General features: G+C 67.3%; 31 protein-coding genes. All 31 read right to left on the reverse strand.

All coding sequences use genetic code 11. The features are described from left to right. Window positions 1-69 precede the first annotated feature (69 nt). The 31 genes from ACWGH1_RS13740 to ACWGH1_RS13890 all read right to left on the reverse strand — a co-directional run bounded on the left by ACWGH1_RS13740 (window position 70) and on the right by ACWGH1_RS13890 (window position 15,817). Entirely contained in the window at window positions 70-1,863 is a 1,794-nt protein-coding gene (locus ACWGH1_RS13740; RefSeq protein ID WP_453351601.1) for a hypothetical protein, read from the reverse strand. 70 nt (window positions 1,864-1,933) lie between these two features. Continuing rightward, window positions 1,934-2,482, reverse strand: coding sequence for a dCTP deaminase (gene dcd, locus ACWGH1_RS13745; RefSeq protein ID WP_453351602.1), 549 nt, complete (start codon window positions 2,480-2,482; stop codon window positions 1,934-1,936). 49 nt (window positions 2,483-2,531) lie between these two features. Next, a complete protein-coding gene (locus ACWGH1_RS13750) occupies window positions 2,532-2,765 on the reverse strand; it encodes a hypothetical protein (protein ID WP_453351603.1) in 234 nt (77 codons plus the stop codon). After that, complete coding sequence (locus ACWGH1_RS13755) at window positions 2,762-3,358, reverse strand: hypothetical protein (RefSeq protein ID WP_453351604.1); 597 nt, start codon at window positions 3,356-3,358, stop codon at window positions 2,762-2,764. Before ACWGH1_RS13755 ends, ACWGH1_RS13750 begins: the two co-directional genes overlap by 4 nt. After that, on the reverse strand, window positions 3,355-3,861 hold the full coding sequence (locus ACWGH1_RS13760; protein ID WP_453351605.1) for a hypothetical protein: 507 nt from the start codon (window positions 3,859-3,861) through the stop codon (window positions 3,355-3,357). Before ACWGH1_RS13760 ends, ACWGH1_RS13755 begins: the two co-directional genes overlap by 4 nt. A 22-nt stretch (window positions 3,862-3,883) precedes the next feature. Then, window positions 3,884-4,174, reverse strand: coding sequence for a hypothetical protein (locus ACWGH1_RS13765; protein ID WP_453351606.1), 291 nt, complete (start codon window positions 4,172-4,174; stop codon window positions 3,884-3,886). Window positions 4,175-4,406: 232 nt separating this feature from the next. Next, complete coding sequence (locus ACWGH1_RS13770) at window positions 4,407-4,991, reverse strand: hypothetical protein (protein ID WP_453351607.1); 585 nt, start codon at window positions 4,989-4,991, stop codon at window positions 4,407-4,409. Between the two features lie 45 nt (window positions 4,992-5,036). Next, window positions 5,037-5,483, reverse strand: a complete 447-nt coding sequence (locus ACWGH1_RS13775; protein WP_453351608.1) for a hypothetical protein — start codon at window positions 5,481-5,483, stop codon at window positions 5,037-5,039. Between the two features lie 71 nt (window positions 5,484-5,554). Next, window positions 5,555-5,989 (reverse strand): hypothetical protein, encoded by a 435-nt coding sequence (locus ACWGH1_RS13780; protein WP_453351609.1) that lies wholly within the window; start codon window positions 5,987-5,989, stop codon window positions 5,555-5,557. Next, window positions 5,986-6,426 carry a hypothetical protein gene (locus ACWGH1_RS13785; protein WP_453351610.1) on the reverse strand — a complete coding sequence of 147 codons (441 nt, stop codon included), beginning with the start codon at window positions 6,424-6,426 and terminating at the stop codon, window positions 5,986-5,988. Before ACWGH1_RS13785 ends, ACWGH1_RS13780 begins: the two co-directional genes overlap by 4 nt. Window positions 6,427-6,514: 88 nt before the next feature. Then, window positions 6,515-6,799, reverse strand: coding sequence for a hypothetical protein (locus ACWGH1_RS13790; RefSeq protein WP_453351611.1), 285 nt, complete (start codon window positions 6,797-6,799; stop codon window positions 6,515-6,517). A 27-nt stretch (window positions 6,800-6,826) separates the two neighbouring features. Next, window positions 6,827-7,246 carry a hypothetical protein gene (locus tag ACWGH1_RS13795; RefSeq protein WP_453351612.1) on the reverse strand — a complete coding sequence of 140 codons (420 nt, stop codon included), beginning with the start codon at window positions 7,244-7,246 and terminating at the stop codon, window positions 6,827-6,829. Beyond that, entirely contained in the window at window positions 7,239-7,655 is a 417-nt protein-coding gene (locus ACWGH1_RS13800; protein WP_453351613.1) for a hypothetical protein, read from the reverse strand. The genes ACWGH1_RS13795 and ACWGH1_RS13800 overlap by 8 nt, the downstream gene beginning before the upstream one ends. Window positions 7,656-7,772: 117 nt before the next feature. After that, window positions 7,773-8,375 (reverse strand): hypothetical protein, encoded by a 603-nt coding sequence (locus ACWGH1_RS13805; RefSeq protein WP_453351614.1) that lies wholly within the window; start codon window positions 8,373-8,375, stop codon window positions 7,773-7,775. A gap of 29 nt (window positions 8,376-8,404) precedes the next feature. Beyond that, entirely contained in the window at window positions 8,405-9,115 is a 711-nt protein-coding gene (locus tag ACWGH1_RS13810) for a hypothetical protein (RefSeq protein WP_453351615.1), read from the reverse strand. Between the two features lie 59 nt (window positions 9,116-9,174). Then, on the reverse strand, window positions 9,175-9,453 hold the full coding sequence (locus tag ACWGH1_RS13815) for a hypothetical protein (protein WP_453351616.1): 279 nt from the start codon (window positions 9,451-9,453) through the stop codon (window positions 9,175-9,177). 399 nt (window positions 9,454-9,852) lie between these two features. Continuing rightward, window positions 9,853-10,278 (reverse strand): beta barrel domain-containing protein, encoded by a 426-nt coding sequence (locus tag ACWGH1_RS13820; protein ID WP_453351617.1) that lies wholly within the window; start codon window positions 10,276-10,278, stop codon window positions 9,853-9,855. Window positions 10,279-10,280: 2 nt separating this feature from the next. Then, on the reverse strand, window positions 10,281-10,550 hold the full coding sequence (locus ACWGH1_RS13825; protein WP_453351618.1) for a hypothetical protein: 270 nt from the start codon (window positions 10,548-10,550) through the stop codon (window positions 10,281-10,283). A gap of 46 nt (window positions 10,551-10,596) precedes the next feature. After that, window positions 10,597-11,130: a hypothetical protein gene (locus ACWGH1_RS13830; RefSeq protein ID WP_453351619.1), complete on the reverse strand. Its 534-nt coding sequence runs from the start codon at window positions 11,128-11,130 to the stop codon at window positions 10,597-10,599. A 2-nt stretch (window positions 11,131-11,132) separates the two neighbouring features. Then, the gene (locus tag ACWGH1_RS13835; protein WP_453351620.1) at window positions 11,133-11,372 is read right to left on the reverse strand and encodes a hypothetical protein; all 240 of its coding nucleotides are present in this window, start codon (window positions 11,370-11,372) and stop codon (window positions 11,133-11,135) included. Further along, window positions 11,369-11,668, reverse strand: coding sequence for a hypothetical protein (locus ACWGH1_RS13840; protein ID WP_453351621.1), 300 nt, complete (start codon window positions 11,666-11,668; stop codon window positions 11,369-11,371). Before ACWGH1_RS13840 ends, ACWGH1_RS13835 begins: the two co-directional genes overlap by 4 nt. Before the next feature lie 77 nt (window positions 11,669-11,745). Continuing rightward, window positions 11,746-11,997: a hypothetical protein gene (locus ACWGH1_RS13845; RefSeq protein ID WP_453351622.1), complete on the reverse strand. Its 252-nt coding sequence runs from the start codon at window positions 11,995-11,997 to the stop codon at window positions 11,746-11,748. Window positions 11,998-11,999: 2 nt separating this feature from the next. After that, window positions 12,000-12,488 carry a hypothetical protein gene (locus tag ACWGH1_RS13850; protein ID WP_453351623.1) on the reverse strand — a complete coding sequence of 163 codons (489 nt, stop codon included), beginning with the start codon at window positions 12,486-12,488 and terminating at the stop codon, window positions 12,000-12,002. Window positions 12,489-12,490: 2 nt separating this feature from the next. Continuing rightward, window positions 12,491-12,811, reverse strand: coding sequence for a hypothetical protein (locus tag ACWGH1_RS13855; protein WP_453351624.1), 321 nt, complete (start codon window positions 12,809-12,811; stop codon window positions 12,491-12,493). 26 nt (window positions 12,812-12,837) lie between these two features. Further along, a complete protein-coding gene (locus tag ACWGH1_RS13860) occupies window positions 12,838-13,281 on the reverse strand; it encodes a hypothetical protein (RefSeq protein WP_453351625.1) in 444 nt (147 codons plus the stop codon). Continuing rightward, complete coding sequence (locus ACWGH1_RS13865) at window positions 13,268-13,819, reverse strand: hypothetical protein (protein ID WP_453351626.1); 552 nt, start codon at window positions 13,817-13,819, stop codon at window positions 13,268-13,270. Before ACWGH1_RS13865 ends, ACWGH1_RS13860 begins: the two co-directional genes overlap by 14 nt. Next, entirely contained in the window at window positions 13,816-14,244 is a 429-nt protein-coding gene (locus tag ACWGH1_RS13870; RefSeq protein ID WP_453351627.1) for a hypothetical protein, read from the reverse strand. Before ACWGH1_RS13870 ends, ACWGH1_RS13865 begins: the two co-directional genes overlap by 4 nt. Window positions 14,245-14,387: 143 nt before the next feature. Further along, window positions 14,388-14,636 carry a hypothetical protein gene (locus ACWGH1_RS13875; protein WP_453351628.1) on the reverse strand — a complete coding sequence of 83 codons (249 nt, stop codon included), beginning with the start codon at window positions 14,634-14,636 and terminating at the stop codon, window positions 14,388-14,390. A gap of 61 nt (window positions 14,637-14,697) precedes the next feature. Next, entirely contained in the window at window positions 14,698-14,997 is a 300-nt protein-coding gene (locus ACWGH1_RS13880; RefSeq protein ID WP_453357794.1) for a hypothetical protein, read from the reverse strand. Window positions 14,998-15,067: 70 nt separating this feature from the next. Further along, on the reverse strand, window positions 15,068-15,421 hold the full coding sequence (locus ACWGH1_RS13885; protein WP_453357795.1) for a hypothetical protein: 354 nt from the start codon (window positions 15,419-15,421) through the stop codon (window positions 15,068-15,070). Window positions 15,422-15,565: 144 nt separating this feature from the next. After that, on the reverse strand, window positions 15,566-15,817 hold the full coding sequence (locus tag ACWGH1_RS13890) for a hypothetical protein (protein WP_453357796.1): 252 nt from the start codon (window positions 15,815-15,817) through the stop codon (window positions 15,566-15,568). Window positions 15,818-15,994: the final 177 nt, after the last annotated feature.

The raw sequence follows: 15,994 nt of genomic DNA on the forward strand, positions 1-15,994 counted from the left end.
TCCGCCCCTTGTCTGGGCGTCGGGAGGGGTGAGACAGCAACCTCGGGAGAACTCGGGGAAGGCGGCCCCTTAGACGGCCCTGCCATTCGGCAGGTGCGGCCCGATGTAGCCGACATCGATCAGCCCGGAGCCGTCGCCCGTGCCGTCGAAGACGTGCATTCGGGGCGCGGGCGGACGCCCGCCGCCGATACGGAAGTGCTCCCGCATGAACACCGGACCCAGCCCCGGCACGTCGAACATGCGAGTGTCCGCAAGCCGGGGGTAGTTGCGCTGGACGTTCGCCTCGCTGGGGCAGTACAGGTTGGTGGGAATCAAGGCGGTGGCCTTCGACCACCGCAGGTAGGCCGTGAAGTGCGGCAGCTCGGCGGGACCGACTTCCTGCTTGGCCGTGGCGTACGCCTCAAGCGCCTCCAGGCATGCCCAGGTCCGCTTGATCCACAGCTGTTCGTACTTGTGGTCGCGCAGCTTCTCCAGCGGCGCCGCGAGATCGCCGAGCCGGATGTGGGGCATCAGCTCGTCGACCATGTCCATCAGCTCTTTCCAGCTGTCCGGACCGTCCAGCGGCGTGGGCGCCTGTTCCCCGTACGACCGCCCCGGGACCCTGGCCAGCTGACCGCGCAGCCAGCCGACCTCGGCCGTCAGCCCATCCAGCAGCATCTGCGCCGCCTCGGCGTCACCGAGCGCCGTATCAGCCAGTTGCCTCGTCTCGGCCAGCTCGTCGAGCAAGGGGTTCTCGCGAAAGACGCGCAGGGCCTCTTCCGAAGCCGCTGCCTTCCTCTCGGCCGCCTGTCGCTCCTCTGCCCTGCCCCGGATCTCCTGGGCCAGCTCGTCCTTCGTGCGCCGCAACTCCTCCCGCAACTCCTCGGCGTCGGACTCCGCCTCTTCCTTGGCCCTGATGACATGTTCGGCAGCCACCTCAAGTTCCGGCAGCACCCAGTCGTCTCGGAGGTCGTCCACGAACTGACGCACGACCGGGCTGTAGTGCGCTGGCACCGAGCGGTACCCGCCAAGTGCCAGCGCGGTCTTCTGCAGCATCCGCTCGAACCCGTCTTTGCCCGCGACCTGGCGAATGCTGTAGTCAGCCGATGACCACAGCTCCTTTCGGGGCGCCTGGGGAAGGATCAAAGCCCCACCCCAGGGCAGCATCACCCGAAATGGCTCCAGTAGGGGGTTCAGCCACTGGTCCTGGTCACCATGGAGCCGGATCTCCAGAATCCGGCCGAAATCGGACGGGGGCAGCAGGTCCACCAACTGTGACGCCGGGCGCAGGCGCGCTGTAGCCGCAGTACGCCGGTCGTGAGTGAACACCACCGTGTACCACGGACAAGACGACGCGAGAAACTGCAGCAGGGACGAAAAGCCGCCTGCTATACCCGAGAAGTCACCGAACGCGGAGCAGTCGGCCAGCGCAAACGACTGCGCGACCGGCTCCACCGCCCAGCCCGGCGCCGACGGCGCCGGAAGGAATTTCAGCGGCGGCGTCGGCCAGGAATCCTCCCAGTCCTGGTCAGCCTGGGCCGTCACAGACCACATCATGCCCAGCTGGAGCGTCGTGTTCTCCTCGGCCTGCGCCCGGTCGAAGGCCGCTTTCTCGATCTCCTGCCGGTTCGGCTGCAGCATCAATCGGGAGCGCACCCGGGCACCGTCGTCCGTGCGCCAGGTGGCGTCCCACCCCCACCAGTAATCGCTCCCAGGCAACCGCTCACGCGGATCGAACTCTCGGTGGCTGACGACGGAGCCGACTCTCTCGGCGTTGGCGAGCTGACTGCGAACCGAACGCACGAAACCCGGCCACCGCGATACACCTTGGGTGTGCCAGACGTTCGAAGGCCACGGCACCAGTGCCGCTTTGCGCTTGGCCATGTCGTTCTCCCTAGCTGTGGGGTGGTGGAATTATCTCGACGGCCTCTGACACGCCACCCCAAAGCCCAGATCACCGCATGCTGTACCGGCTCTCCGTGGGACCATACTGGCCCTGGTAGTGGTTGCCCGCCGCCCCGTACGGCCGGGCCGGAATGCCTGCCATGGGGATGAGGCCGAGTTGCGCGATCGGCATCTGGCGCCGCAGCCGAATCGGCCACTGCGACAGGTTCGCGATCTCCAACGTGATCTGCCCCGAGAACCCCGGGTCGATGAATCCCGCCGTCACGTGCACGGCCAGGCCCAGACGACCGAGGCTCGATTTACCTTCGACGCGGGCCGCGAGGTCGAGAGGAAGGGTGATCCGCTCGATGGTGTTGGCCAGAAGGAAGTCGCCGGGCTGGATCAGCCAGCCCTCGACTTCCTCGATCTCCGCGAGGGCGGTATGCCCCGCCCACACGCGTGCGACGTCGATCTCGTGCCCCGGACTGGCCGCGACGCGCACATAGTGGTCGAGCAGCAGGTCGACCGAGGCGGGCTGGACCCGCTCCCGATCGAAGGGTGAAATGTGCAGATCCCCGGTGTTGACCCGGTCGATGATCTGGTGGTCGGCCAGCAGCATGGTGGTCTCCCTTCTCCACCTATTGCGCGCCAGGCGACCACCAGGACAGCTACTTGCCGCTCAGACGGGGGTACTTCTGCCGAAGCTCTTCCGCCACGACGTGAAGAACCTCAGAGGCGTAGTCCTGCTCCCCCTGCCGGGTGATCAGACCGGAGTAGAGATCGTCCGTCATGACGACCACATCAGCGAGCCGCGCGTTCTCCGCCTCCAGCTCCCGCAAGCGCAGGCCCGTTCCCTTATGGGCAACGGCCTCGGCAGACAGCTCAGACGGCTTGCTGTTCACCGGTACCTCCGCGTCGCCGTGTCGCCGGTCTCGGCCAGGGCCGCCATCGCGTGCTTCGGGCAGCGCACACCGCCACTCGCCAGGATCGACCAGCCGTGGGGAAGCACCGCCGCTTCGCCCAGCGGAAGGCTTTCCCCGCACGGAGCGTGCCCGCACATCATGCGGGGGCCGATCACCGGAGCGGGAACCGACCTGGCCCTGTCCATCGTCCCGACCTCGTATTCCAGCCGGTCCACCCGCGCGTACAGGTCGGCCATCTCCGACGCCCACTGGGCGGTCGAGTCGAAGTAGTGGTCCATCTGCGTCTGCACGATCCGGTGGCGCAACGAGGCGGGCACGAACCGGTGCCACCTGCCCAAGCTCGCCTCCAACGAGAGCCGCAGCTGGTCCTCGTACCACTCCAGCTGGGCCTTACGGGCGTCGTCGAGGGCCTCGGTGGCCGCCGCGCGCCCCCGACCGGTGCGCCGGGTCCGCGCGTGCAGCTGGGCCAGGATGAACACCAGGTCATCAGGCGTCAGCCCGAAGAAGCGCCGCTTCTGCACGGGGCCCTCGTACGGGGTGTAGGAGAGGGTGACTTCGTCCAGAGCGTTCATGCGGCTTCCCTTTCAATGTCCTGAGCGGTGCGCTGCCGCTGGAACACGGCGGTGATGTCTTCCCAGCTCCGGTTGCACGCGCGGCCCAACAGCCTCTCGACGTCAAAGACGGTCTTCCCGTCAATGCGGACCTTGCGGTAGACGGCCTCCTTGAAGAGAGCCGCGAGCAGCACTTCCGGGTCTTTCGACCCGCCGAGACTGACCAGGTCCAGGGGAACGTCGCCTGCGATCCGGTAGAGCTGCGCTCCATGCTTGGGATGCAGCCTGATTCCGCGCTCGGGGCTGAGCTGCGGCAAGACGGTGCGGAACTCCAGGTAGCCCTGGAGGAGGTCCACGAAGGTGGAGGAGACCCCGAGCTGAGAGGCGAGGCTGATATGAGTCCACTGCCAACGGGGACGACGTCGGGCGACGTCACCGAGCGCGGCGAACGTCACGATCAGGTGCGACTGCTTCTCGGTGAGATTGGCGGCAGAGCGTACGGCGTTGAGATCCGGTCGGGGCATGGCGGGAGTGCCCCTCCTTTCGTCAGAGCGAGGGGAAACGCGCCGATGCGCGGCGGTAGTCGAGGACGGACTGCAGCTGCACGCTGTGGCCGTTGTCGGTGAGCGTGAGGGGCCCGGGTATCCCGGAGGCCGCATTGAGCTTGGAGTACTGCACCAGCAGACCTACCCCGCGCCGGGAGATGCCGAGCAGGTCCGCCACCATGTCGAAGGAGAGCGTGAAGTGCTCGTCCACGGACGTCCGCTCCATCCGCTCGGCCGCTGGGCGCGGCTTCGAACGCGGCTTGGAGCGCACGGAAGAAGAGGGGGAAGACATGCGGGATCTCCTGGCGGGTGGAGACGGTAAGTGGCGGGTAGCTCTACAGATTTGGCGGGATCTGCGCTGGTCACTCTACACCCGGCGCCCCCCTTGGCCAGGCATATGCGCAGAACTTCACAGACAGTAATGAAATTTGGATCGTGATCATCCTGTGATCCGACGAGAGTGGCGAGAGCACACAGCACGCCCCGCCGCAAGGTCGCGACGGGGCGTGTGTCAGGGCAAAGGTCTAGACGTCGCGGTGACCGCCCAGCTCCTGGAAGACGGCCCCCAAAACGAATGCGTCCATCCACACACTCGCCTGCATGACTTTGAGCTGCTGATGAGAAGTGGCCCCAGCGCTCAGCTTCTGCGCCGCACTGAACGCACGGGAGACCGAAACGAAGTTCAGTGTCTTCACTGACACCAGCCGCGCGTAGAACTCTTCAATGGTGTCCTGCTCACCTGCCTGGTGCTGCAGCAGATGGTTGACGTCAGCGACCGTAAGCCGGTCGGATAGAGCCTCCCTGGTGGAGGCGCGCCTCTGCACGAAGAGGACCCCGAACACGAATCCTTCGTAGAAGCTGTTCACCAGGACCTTCAACAGGTCCGGGACAGGCAGGTGCTCGCGAGGGTTCTCCGCGTTTGTCTCCTCGGCTCTCCGGTGAGCGTGCGCCGTAAGCACGCTGAGCACGATGCGCTTCTCGTACGCGGATTCCGGACCGATCTCCTTCGCCTCGGCCTCCAGCACGTTGGTCGCCTCGACGAGGCGGGCGTAATCCGGATCGCGCAGCGGCCGATTCTCGTCGATCCAGGCGTCCATACGGTCCTGCACTCTGCTCTGCTCCTTCTCAGGGGGTCCGAACGATAGCAACGCCCATCAAAACAACAGCTGCTCACCTTCACCTGCGTCGGACCGGTACGGCTCCTTGCCCTCGAACATGCCGCGCTGACAGATCGAAGCGACGGCCGCGTCGGGCAAGGCTTCCGAGACCCGCTGCTCCGGCACCTTCATCAGCCAGTTCCTCACCGACGGCAGCGGGTCCTCCTTGTAGACACACCGGCGGACCCCGTCGAGGACGGTAGCGTGGCCCAGGTGCATCTTCTGGCCCGTCGGGTCGGTGAAGTTCACCCTCCACCACCCCTCCGACTCCCCTTCCGGCACAGCCTCGCTCACAGCCTCCTGCAGCATCGGCCAGCCCCCCTGGGCCTCGTGCTGTTTGATCCAGGCCCACTCGTGTCCACCCAGAAACGGGCGGGCCTCCAAGAACCTGATGGCGATCTGCTTCGTCGTCTCCACGGTGATGATGTGATCGTTCTCAGACACGCTCGTCCTCCCTCGTACACGGCTCGAAGCCGCATTGGTCCCGAATTCACTAGATGTCTTACTTGCGCTGGTTACTTGCGGGTCTCTCTGAGGGGCTCGAAACGCAGCGTGGCTTTCTGCCCATCCAGAACTACGACAGTCCCGCTCATGAGGAACCAGATGGAACCGTCGCACCGAGAGACTTCTTCCCCCAGCAGGCGCTCTGCGTCGGCCAGCGAGACGCCCCCTACCTCCTGCCACTGAATCCCATCCCGGGAGCGCATCTCCACGAGCCGCTCAAACGGCACTGAAATGTCAGCTTTGACCGGCTCGAACTGGATCCCCGCACCAGCGGGCGACGCGAAGTCCAACTTGAACGCCCCCGAGTCCAGCGGAATCAAGAACGAGGGGTCCTGGTGGGTTGCGTCCTCGATCATCCCGCGAACATCAGCACCCTCCAGCACGGTCGCCGTGCCGTTCTCGTATGTCACGAGATAGAGATCAGCGGTGGAATCGGTGATGGTCACGAAGTCTCCTGAGGATTGACGATCAGAGGGCTCCACGTCTCGGCGCAGCGCCCCCGATGGACACGGATGAACCCGCCGTCCAGGAGTCTATGCACGGCGCCGTCGGCGGCGTGGGCGTGTTTGAGGACCTCGGCCCCGGACATCGGGGCCTGCGGATAGGAGGTGCGGCCGTCGGGCAGCGTGCAGTGCTTGTACCAGGTGGCCATGGGTCCGCTGCGGCTGGCCAGAGGGGCCAGGCGCACGGTGCGGCCGTCGGCGGCCTTGATCTGATAGCGCCCGTACGGACCGGGGCGGACGTCGTCGTCGCGGTGAATGTCGACGAGCAGGAAGTCGGCCTGGGCGCCGCAGATGACGTCGGTCCGGCCGGTGGAGAGGTCGATGCGCAGGTAGGCGTTGGCGGTCGCCAGGGCGTGACGTATCGGCGTGAGAACGCTCATGGTGATCGGTTCCTTCGTGGCGGGTCGAGGAACGAGAAGAATGGGCAGCGGTCGGACCGTTGGCGGTCGGTCACGACACTGCAAGTGATCAGCTGGTGCTGGTCTGGTGGACTTCCACACCTGTTCCGTCCGCGTAGATGCGGCCGACATCCGGCAGGGTCACGCCAGCGACGACGCGCTCGGGCACGTACGGCTGCTCGGCGCCTTCGTGGGGCGCCCACCAAGTCTCCAGCCACTTGGCGAGGCCCTGCAGGACCAGCTCCCTGGTGAGGGGCTCGCTGGTGGTGATGGTGAAGCGTCCGGCGGCACGCTCGGCCCATCCGCCGTTGGCGAGGGGAACGTAGACGCTGGCCATGGAGGCGTGGTCGGGCATGGGGGTCCTTATCTCTGGCCCGGGCGCTTAGTCGTTTGAGGCGCCGGGATGGATGTACTCGATGCCCGTGTGGGCGGCAAGGCGCATGATCATGGAACGCGGTCCGGCCTTGGGGTGCTGGGCGATCCAGGTGCAAACGGCGGGCGGCAGGTCGTCCGGGTTCCCCTCCAGGGTCGAATGGCAGACGGTCCACCCCTCGTCGTACGTACCGTCCTCCTGCAGACCGAGAAGCTCCTTGAGCCGCTCGGGGCTGAGGTTCTTCGGGTTGCCCGCCCGGCCGATGCAGTCGCCGCACTTGCCCGACATGACGCGGACCTCACCGGTCTCGCGGTTCACCGGCAATGGGGCTTCCTCGTGGCCAGGCACGCCACCGGCGGCGGGCTTCGTACGGGGCGCGTGATTGGCTGGATCGGAGAAGTAGTCGGCCAGGCCGACGTAGTCAGCCATCACTGGCTCCCGCCAGTTCCGGCAATTCCACGTCCCAGCCGAACGGGTACCTGTCAGACGTACGGCTGCGCCCCGGGAGCGGACCGATCAAGAGCACCGCACCCAACGTGGCGGCATCGCTGTCGATCATGGCGCCGTGTCGATCGACGGCGTCGTGGGCGTCGAGGGAATTCAGAACCCCCTCGTCGCCCAGCCGGTACAGCACCTGCGAGGCGGCGTCTCGTACCTCGACCAGCTCGTACTCGCCGTGCACGTCGTTCAGCACGATCGAGATGGAGCGAGCCTCGGGCAGGAACAGCCACAAGTGCTCGGCCAGCCTGTCGGCGAGAGCGGAAGCGAGACGGGACGCGGCAGACTCGACCTGGAGGGCCAGGCGGTCGTACCTATCCTGGCTTAAGGATTCGGGCACGCGATCATCTCCTGTGGGCGGAGTCGTTGAAACTCAGGTCGTTGGCGGTCCGCGTAGATGCTGGCCATGGCCGTGTGATCGATCATGGGATCCTCGCCTTCCGGCTGGGCGTTCACGTCAGGAATAGTCCCTCTCCCTCGCGGTGAGCGTCGTGTTCGAGCGCGGGCAGTGGGTCCCGTTCTTCCGGTTGTGCCCGCGCAGTCTGCTGGCCGCGCTCATCTGGACTGGCTGGCCGCAGTGCGGGCAGCGGCGCATCGACGCCCCGGATACGTGCCGCTCCCACGGCATACGTACGTTGTCGGTCCGGATCACATCCATACGCAGGGGGCTGTGCAGTGCTTCGCTCACCGCGGCGGCGGCCCCGGTGGTCCGTTCGATACCTGCCCCAACGGAGCCCAGCGTCTTGGAGAGCGCATCCAGTTGCGTGACGAGATTGGTGTCGACGAGCGTCCCCAGCACAGGCAGCGCCACCAGGATGCCGGTGCGCTCCCCTGTTTCGATCCCCCGAGTCCATGCCCGCTGCTTGCCCTGCGAGCTGATGCCGAACGAGGTGGCGGTAGACCAGGTCTCGTGTTCTGCGGGCTCGTAGTAGTGCGTGCCAGTACCTTCATCCAGGCGCCGATTCCACAAGACGTTGTCGAGTACCAGAGCGGGCACGATGTTGTTGTCGGCCGCTTTGACGGCGTACACCCGGAGCGGCTTGATCTCCTTGAGTCGCATCTGCTGAATCTCCTTGGTGCAGAGCCGGGTCAGGCCCGGCAGGGGCTGGCGATGAGGTAGGCCTGGGGCGAGCCCAGCTGGAAGGCGTTGCAGGTCCAGCCGCAGCGGGTCAGGATTTCCATGTAAGAGGACAGGGAATCGGCCTGGAGCCTGGCCAGCTCCGGGCCTTCCCTGCGCTCGGGGTCGCCGACAGCCGTCCAGGTGTGCGGCGTCTTGTAGGAGACGCGGGCCGAGCCCGGCTGACGGGCGTCCTCGACCCGGTACCCCTCCTGGACGGTCTTGCCATACTCGTCGCGCGCGGCGGACTGCTGGCCGTGGGCCTCCAGCGCCAAGGACACCGCCCGCACGCACTGGTCCAGCTCCCACGGTGCCGGGATGTTCTCCTGGCCGTACAGGCGCCGCTGGCCGAGGACGGCCTGCCAGGCCAGTTCGGCTTCGGCGCGGCGATTACCCACGGGCTCCGGCACCCCCTGCACCCAAGCGTTGTGATAGACCCGGAACCCGAGGGCGTCCAAGACGGACTCTTCCAGCGGTGGTGCGGGAGTGAAGGGCACGTTGTCGCGGCGTGCGCGAAGTTCGCGTCCCGCCTCGGTGAGGTAGGTGCGCCGGGCGCCCGGGACATGAACGGCGAGGCCTTTGTTGGTAAGGGCGTCCAGGGTGGCCCTGCGTCCTTCGAGGGCGTCGGTGTCCCGGTCCTGCGAGCGGACAGTGAGGGACTGTGCCGGGGTGACGCTGTGCATGGCGGGCTCCTTGGCGGGAGAGGAGGGGTACGGGGAGTGACCCTACTCGTACCTACACTTTAGTGCAATGGGGAGTGCGCTCGGGTGTGGGGCGTTTCGGGACCCAGCGCCTTGATCAGCGTGTGGCCCAGCAGCGGCTCCGGCCCGCCAACGGGCCAGGAGCGCGCCGACATGGACAGCAGGCGCCCACAGAACCCCTGGAACGCGTACACGGCACTCGCGCGCTCTTTGCCGCGAGTCACAGACAGCTCCACATGGGCGCCGTCCGGCCGGTTGTACGTGAGGCGAATAGTTCCGCCCATCACGACGCGCTCGGCGCCGGGAGGAAGCTCGGGCATGGCAGTGAAACCTCTCGTGGCGGGTCAAGAGGGTGAAGGAGTCGAGACGGGGCGGCTGCGCCCTGTTGGCGGCCAGGGCGCAGCCGGATTTGATCTATGCGGCGTCGGGTAGCTCGTGCTCGAACGCACGCGGCTGGTCGTCCTCGTGCAGACTCTGGTCCGTGGCGGCCGTTCGGATTCCAGGGGTACGTCCGCAGTCCGCAGCGGGTGATGCTCGGTGCCAGCATCAGTTCGATGAAGGCAGCGCCTCGCGCACAGCTTATCAACCATTCACACCGAGTCGATGGATGAATGGTTGAACAGTTCGATGGTTGTTCAGTGCTGGCCGGAGTTGCCATGGAGGACCGCTACCGGCAGATGGAGCGGAGCGGTCGGCTGGAAGCCCTGAGGGCGGCGAGGTCAGTCGTCGTACATGCCATCCAGCTGATGAGCCCGTGCGACCTCGTACCCGGCGCTGTACCCCTTGGTATACGTCTTGCCGTCCAGCGCGTCCAGGAGTGCCTGGAGCACCTCCGGCCCCGGCGCATCCCCCTCGAACCGCACTCCGCGCTGCCGCAGGGCATCCCGCAGGCGGCCCAGCCGCTGGCCCTCCTCGTACTCCTCGCGCCGGATCAGGTAGGAGTGGCCGAAGCCGTCGTTCTTCCTGCCGTCCTCGATCCGGTAGGCGTCCGTCCCGTTCTCGGGCCGCCCCTGGTAGCGCACGATGTGCACCAGCGTCCGGCCCACCTTGTGCACGGTCACGGCCCCCGGCTCGCGCCCCTTGTCGTACCGCTGGACCAGCAGCAGTTCATCCCCGGGCTTCACACCCTCAAGACTGGTCGCCACGGTCAGCTCTCCTTGTCGCCCTGGATGATCACGGTGGTCTTGGTGGTCTGGGCGATCCGGGTGGCGGAGACGAACGCCCTCGGGTTGCCCCGGGGCGAGGCCTTGCCGGTCAGCAGCTCCTGGGAGAACTTGATGGCCTCGTCGAGGTCGGGGGTGGCCTCGACCTGCGCCTCCCACCAGGTGCCCGGCCTGCTCTTGGTCTGGTACTGCACGACGTACGACACCTCCACCAGCGGGTACTGCGGGTTCTCAGTGTTGTCCTGCTCGGACATGGCTAGCTCTCCTTGTTGCTAAGTTGACCAAGGGTTCAGGGGCCGCCTATGCCGTTTGCAGTCCATCAAGCATCGCGGTCACCATGCCCACCTTGACGTCGGACGAGACGGCGCCCAGGAAGAGGGCTGCGACGTCGGCGTAGGACTCCTGGTGTCCGCCGTCGGTGTAGTTCTCCAGGAGGATCTCGGCGATCCGGGCCGCGTGGCGGTAGGGCTGTCCAGCTCCGTCGCCGCTTTCCTGTACCTCCCAAGCAGAAATTTTCCACAGCCGGTTGGAAGCGGCATTCGCCTTCTTGGCGCTGTTGACCCGGGGCACCCGGCGAAGCTCATCGTGGTACTCCTGATCGAAGCGGGAGGCCCGCATCGAGTCGACCACGGTCTTCAAGATCAGGCGCAGCTGCGCACGCAGTTGTGGGTCGTTCGGCGGCAGGGGGAGATCGATGCCGTTCTCGGTGACCTCCTCCAGTTCCATGTCGCGGGCGCACGCGGGCGCGCGCGGATGGTTGCGCAGTTGAAGGATGATGGCGATACGCAATAGGGAGCCGGTTTCGGTTCCTGCCCGGGTGTTTGGCTCGGACATGCTCAGGGCTCCTCGGTCAGGTTCTTGGTGGTGCTCCCGCCGCCGGGGCAGGGGGTTCCGTCGGTCTTGCGGTTGCGGTTGACGAACGACTTGTAGCCGTAGTCCGGCCGGGCGTGCCCATGGACGGTGTTGTCCGCCTTAAGGGCCACGTCCCGGCCGTACGCCGGGCAGATCCCCCGGGGCTTGAGCCACAGGGTCTTCTGCACGGCGTACGGGGCCACGGGCTGGTCGTAGATGCTCACGCGGCCGTGCCGCTGGACGCCGGGCCCTCCGGGGCGGGGGTCCAATTCGGGTCACCCAGCGAGTTGCGCATCAGCGTGATCGCACGCTCTCTGCCCACGAGGCGCACGAACTGGGGGAACGACTTCTCGAACGGGCTGAACCCGGCGCCTTCACAAGCCCGGCCCGTGCCGTGCTCGTGGTGCGGCAGGATCCGGCCCTTGGCGGGGCCGTCCTGATACCGCAGGCTGATCGCGCGGTGGCAGAGCGGACACGGCCACATGTCACCGGGTTTGAGGGTGTCGAGGGTCCGGGCCACGGATCATCCCTCCTTCTTCGCGGCGATGGCGTCTGCTTCGGCCTGGAAGATCCGGCCGATTTCGGCGAAAGACATGATCACTTCTTTCCGGCCTGGGCGTGGATCTGCTGCTGGATGTGGCGCATGTGCTCGTCGTACAGCTCCGCGTGGCCGTTCATGTCGTAGTCGCCGCCGCTGTACCAGCCGTTGCAGCGGCAGGACGCGGAGTAGACGGTGAAGCCCTTCCACGCCGACTCCTGCTCCTTGGGCGTCAGGTCGAGGTGGTGCTTCTTGCGCTCCTCGGCCATTGCGGGGTCGTCCACGTAGTACGGCAGGGCCGTCTTTGCCATGATCAGCTCTCCTTGGTGTTGAGGGATTCCAACAACTTGAGGAACACCTGTTCGTTCCACCCGCCGCTGCGCAGCGCACCGAAGTACCAGCCAGCGAGGTCCTGGTACGACTCCTGGTGGGTCAAGCCGCTGTAGTCCTCCACCAGCCACGAGGCAAGCTGGGCCGCATTCATCCAGGAGGAAGCCGCCTCGAAGCCGGAATCCTGCCCCGCCCACTCGGAGACTTCCATCAAGCGGTTGGAGGCCCGCAGTGCGGCTGCCTTGCTGGTGACCCGAGGTACCCGGCGCAGGCTGGGGGCGTACTGCCTGTCGTAGTGGTCGGCGAGGCGGGAATCGACCACTGCCTTGATGAGGAGCCGAACCTGACCGCGCAACGCCCGGTCGCCGGTCGGCACCCTTTCCATGGTGCCGTCCTCCGATACAGGTTCCAGGTCGATCCGCACTTCCCCGATCGCCTCCGTAACGAGGGCTCGGTAAAGCTGATTGCTCATGATCAGTTCTTCCTGGCTTGTTCGCGGATGCGCGCGTGGATGTGGCCGTACTCGTTGATCTTGACCTCGAACCCGGCGGTGTCGAGGGCGGCCCTCGTCAGCTGGGTGATGCCGTCCCGCTCGGCCTGCCGGGCGCTCTCGGCAAGGTCGCTCCGGCCGAAAACGGCGACCCGGACGAACCGCTTCGAGCAATCGGTGATCATGTAGCCGGAGCGGGTGATGATGGGCATCTCCTCATCGTCCTCGGCCATTTCGGCCACCGGTATCCCGGCTTCCTCAAGCACGGATACGGCGTGGACGTAGAGGGCGGTCGGCTGCTGCATGCGGGTCTCCTGGGGTGTGGCGCGGGTCAGAACGGGGGCTCGGTGGCGTACGCCGGGGGCGGGACCACGTTCGCGGCGTCGTCGGACCAGAAGAAGTCGCCGTCGTTGTGCGCGACGTCGGAGGCGTGGCCGGGCTCCTGCGTGCACTGCACCCACTCGCCCTCGGCGTTGGGCCACTGGGAGCCGCAGGTCCCGTGGTCCGGCGCGGGCGGCGGGCACAGGAACCCCACCCAGGCCAGCGCCCGGTCCACGATCGGCATGACGTCCTCGGCCGACATCGCTTCCCCGGGGATAGCGTTGGCGGCACTGTCGATCAACCCGAAATACGAGTCCACCGACAGAACGGTCCGTGCGGTGGCGGGGTCGTACGTGTGGGCGAACCCCGCATCGTCCGCGTCGTCGCGGTTGTCGTCTGCATGGTCGTTGGCCTCGTTCCAGTTCATGACGGTCGTGTCGTCAAGCTCGCTCATGGTCGTGTCCCTCGGGTAGATACAGCGCGCCGAGCGGGAGGCCCTCGCGCAGGATGGCGGTGTTCTCGAAGATGTATCGGCAGCCGTCGCCGGACAGGCTCTGGGTGATGATCGCAGCGCCCGGCCGAGCGTCCCGCAGGTTCTGCCGGAAGGCAGTGGAGAACGGGAGGCCCAGGTAGCCGATCGTCCAGCCGTCGGGGACGGCCGGGTCGGCCACGGTGCCGTCTGCGGTCAGACACCAGGCGTGCTCGATGGTGGGCGGGAGGCCGGGGAACGGGGGTTCGGCCAGGAGTGCCAGGCCCTCGGCGTACGTCCACCCCATGCGGTCGGCCCACTCGTGCGCGGCGGCGAAGCACTGGCCCATGCGCCCCGGGTGCTGGCCTGCGGGCCACGGGGCGGGCGGGTAGAACACCCCGTGGGCGCCGAGGAGGTGGGCGAAGCTGCGATGGGCCCACGTGCCGTCACTGCCGCCCACGGGCAACTGTTCCAGCAGGCGGCGCCCCGCCTCCAGCTCCTCGCGGATGTCCCGGGCGGTCATGGGGTGTACCAGGACGGGGTGCCGTCCCCGTCGCCCTGGCGCCCTTCCGCGAAGCACACGAGCCGGTACAGGTCACGGACCGCGTGGAGGGTGCCCGACTTCGCCCGGAGGTACTGCTCGTCGTCGGGGTTGCTGTTGGGACGGCGGATGACGATGTTCCGCAGGCTGACGACCCGCTCGTCGTACTGGGTCCGGGTCCAGTTCACCACGCGGGGGTCGACGTCGCCCGGGTGCGGGGTGGGGGTCTTGTCCGGCTGGTTCACGAAGTCCCAGAGCAGCGCCCAGCTCTCCTGGAGTCGCAGCATGTCCTGTTCGATCGCGGTGAACGACGGGGAGCCGTGGCCGCGCCCGGAGCGCAGCACGGTCAGGGTCTGCGCGGTGCTGTCTCGATGGTCGCGGAGTTCGTCAAGTGTGTTGAGGTCCATGGCGGGTGTTCTCCTCGTGGCGGGTCGAGGGGCGGGAGGTGCGGTCCGTCAGGACTACACTCTAGTGCACACCGGAGTGTGACGCAAGTGGGTTTGAGGACACCGAGCGCCGCCGCCCGGTGTCCGCGCCGGGCGGCGAAAGGTCAGATGTTCGTCGGGTCCCAGTCTTCGCCGTCGGCGTCTTCATCAACAGTGTCCAGGTGCAGCCCGGGGCCGCTGTAGCCCACGAACTCCTCCAGCTCGGCAATCTCCGCGCGCAGCGCCTCGGCGTCGGTCTCCTCATCACCGGTCAGCGTGACGCTGCTGGTGATACGCAGGTTCGAAACCTTCGCGCGGGCCTGCGTGAGCAGCTCCTCCCGCTGGCCCACGAGAGAGGCGAGGGTGTCGGTCATCAAGTTCTCCTCAGGAGAAAGGGGCCGCCCGGCCGTCGATGCCGGGCGGCAGGGGCGGGGGTCAGCGGGTGATGGTTTCCAGGGTGTTCATCGAGTAGGACACGCTCCCGCGAGTGTTGGTGCGCTTTTCCACGTGCAGCAGGACGATCTGGGCGACGGGGAGCATCTCGTGTTCGTCGTCGACCCACTCCATGAGAGCCTCGGCGGGAACGGCCGCCAGCGCGGCGACGGCGGCGAACACGTTGTCGGCGGTGATGAAGTGGGTCGGGTGTTCGGGGGTGGTCAGGCGCAGCTCCTCCTTGTTGGCGGCGTAGGCGCGGACCTCGTAGCGGGTGGAGTGGTACTGGGCCGGTTCGGTCACTGGATCTTCCTCAGGAGTCGTGGTGGATCGAGGGGCGGGGCGGCCGCGTGGCGGTCGCGGCGGCCGGTGATCAGGGGGTCTTGGCGGCGGCAAGGCAGGCGGCCACGATGACCGCGTCGGGGGTGTCGCTGGGGAACTCGACCGTCCAGCGGCCGGGGCCGGTGAGGCTGGAGTCGCAGGCGTCGTTGTGCAGCGCCCACGTGGCGCCGTTGCCGCTGCGGAGCAGCTCCAGGGGGTTGGCGTCGTCGCCGGTCCAGCCAGCGGCCTCCAGAGCCTCGGTGACGTTCAGGCGGGTTTTCCACTCGTCCACCTGGGGCCGGGGCTCCCCCTTCGGGGTCCACCCGGGGTGCTCGGCCCTCATGATGGCGTTGCCGCGCTCCTGCCCGAACAGCTTTACGTACTGCGGGTAGGCGGCCTGGTTCACGTCCAACCCCTTGCCGGGGCATGGCTTTCCCGTGCGCGGGTCGGGGTGGGCACGCAGCACGCGGGTGGGGGTCAGCGCGACAGATTCCCGGCATCCCGGGCAAGTCCAGCGACCGGGGCTGCGGCGGCTTGTTGCGGCCATGGGTCAGTCCTTGTCGGCGGCGGCGTGGTTTTTGAGCCGGGCGACGTACTGGGTGCCGGAGCTGCGGTCGTTGACGACGCCCGGAGTGACGGGTGCCTCAGCGTGGCAGACGCGGCAGGCGGCGGTTTCGCCCTCCTGCCAGTGGCCGGGGTCGGGGGCCGGGATGAAGTCGTCGTCCATGGGCCAGGGGTCGGGCTGGTACCAGCGGCTGACCGTGCCGTTGCTGCCGGGGCAGAGGGGCGTCTGGGTGTCCATGTGGTTCTCCCTTACTTGTGGTGGTGGGTGTGGCGAGGGTCGCCGGGGGCGGGGCGCTGCCGCGCGGCCGCGCCCCGGCGGGGGTTGAGGTGGTTGGGCGGGGCGGCCCCCCGGCGTTGTGGTCCCCCGCGCCCCCCCCAGGGATTTGAACCGCGGCGGGGGGCGCCCGTCCCGGGG

The organism is Streptomyces sp. NPDC054883 (assembly GCF_053610645.1).

Bases quoted from the DNA above. Each gene is read 5' to 3' on its own strand.
- ACWGH1_RS13740 (WP_453351601.1), bottom strand. From the start codon at position 1,863: ATGGCCAAGCGCAAAGCGGCACTGGTGCCGTGGCCTTCGAACGTCTGG.
- dcd (WP_453351602.1), bottom strand. From the start codon at position 2,482: ATGCTGCTGGCCGACCACCAGATCATCGACCGGGTCAACACCGGGGAT.
- ACWGH1_RS13755 (WP_453351604.1), bottom strand. From the start codon at position 3,358: ATGAACGCTCTGGACGAAGTCACCCTCTCCTACACCCCGTACGAGGGC.
- ACWGH1_RS13760 (WP_453351605.1), bottom strand. From the start codon at position 3,861: ATGCCCCGACCGGATCTCAACGCCGTACGCTCTGCCGCCAATCTCACC.
- ACWGH1_RS13765 (WP_453351606.1), bottom strand. From the start codon at position 4,174: ATGTCTTCCCCCTCTTCTTCCGTGCGCTCCAAGCCGCGTTCGAAGCCG.
- ACWGH1_RS13785 (WP_453351610.1), bottom strand. From the start codon at position 6,426: ATGAGCGTTCTCACGCCGATACGTCACGCCCTGGCGACCGCCAACGCC.
- ACWGH1_RS13790 (WP_453351611.1), bottom strand. From the start codon at position 6,799: ATGCCCGACCACGCCTCCATGGCCAGCGTCTACGTTCCCCTCGCCAAC.
- ACWGH1_RS13795 (WP_453351612.1), bottom strand. From the start codon at position 7,246: ATGGCTGACTACGTCGGCCTGGCCGACTACTTCTCCGATCCAGCCAAT.
- ACWGH1_RS13805 (WP_453351614.1), bottom strand. From the start codon at position 8,375: ATGCGACTCAAGGAGATCAAGCCGCTCCGGGTGTACGCCGTCAAAGCG.
- ACWGH1_RS13810 (WP_453351615.1), bottom strand. From the start codon at position 9,115: ATGCACAGCGTCACCCCGGCACAGTCCCTCACTGTCCGCTCGCAGGAC.
- ACWGH1_RS13815 (WP_453351616.1), bottom strand. From the start codon at position 9,453: ATGCCCGAGCTTCCTCCCGGCGCCGAGCGCGTCGTGATGGGCGGAACT.
- ACWGH1_RS13825 (WP_453351618.1), bottom strand. From the start codon at position 10,550: ATGTCCGAGCAGGACAACACTGAGAACCCGCAGTACCCGCTGGTGGAG.
- ACWGH1_RS13830 (WP_453351619.1), bottom strand. From the start codon at position 11,130: ATGTCCGAGCCAAACACCCGGGCAGGAACCGAAACCGGCTCCCTATTG.
- ACWGH1_RS13845 (WP_453351622.1), bottom strand. From the start codon at position 11,997: ATGGCAAAGACGGCCCTGCCGTACTACGTGGACGACCCCGCAATGGCC.
- ACWGH1_RS13850 (WP_453351623.1), bottom strand. From the start codon at position 12,488: ATGAGCAATCAGCTTTACCGAGCCCTCGTTACGGAGGCGATCGGGGAA.
- ACWGH1_RS13855 (WP_453351624.1), bottom strand. From the start codon at position 12,811: ATGCAGCAGCCGACCGCCCTCTACGTCCACGCCGTATCCGTGCTTGAG.
- ACWGH1_RS13860 (WP_453351625.1), bottom strand. From the start codon at position 13,281: ATGAGCGAGCTTGACGACACGACCGTCATGAACTGGAACGAGGCCAAC.
- ACWGH1_RS13865 (WP_453351626.1), bottom strand. From the start codon at position 13,819: ATGACCGCCCGGGACATCCGCGAGGAGCTGGAGGCGGGGCGCCGCCTG.
- ACWGH1_RS13870 (WP_453351627.1), bottom strand. From the start codon at position 14,244: ATGGACCTCAACACACTTGACGAACTCCGCGACCATCGAGACAGCACC.
- ACWGH1_RS13875 (WP_453351628.1), bottom strand. From the start codon at position 14,636: ATGACCGACACCCTCGCCTCTCTCGTGGGCCAGCGGGAGGAGCTGCTC.
- ACWGH1_RS13890 (WP_453357796.1), bottom strand. From the start codon at position 15,817: ATGGACACCCAGACGCCCCTCTGCCCCGGCAGCAACGGCACGGTCAGC.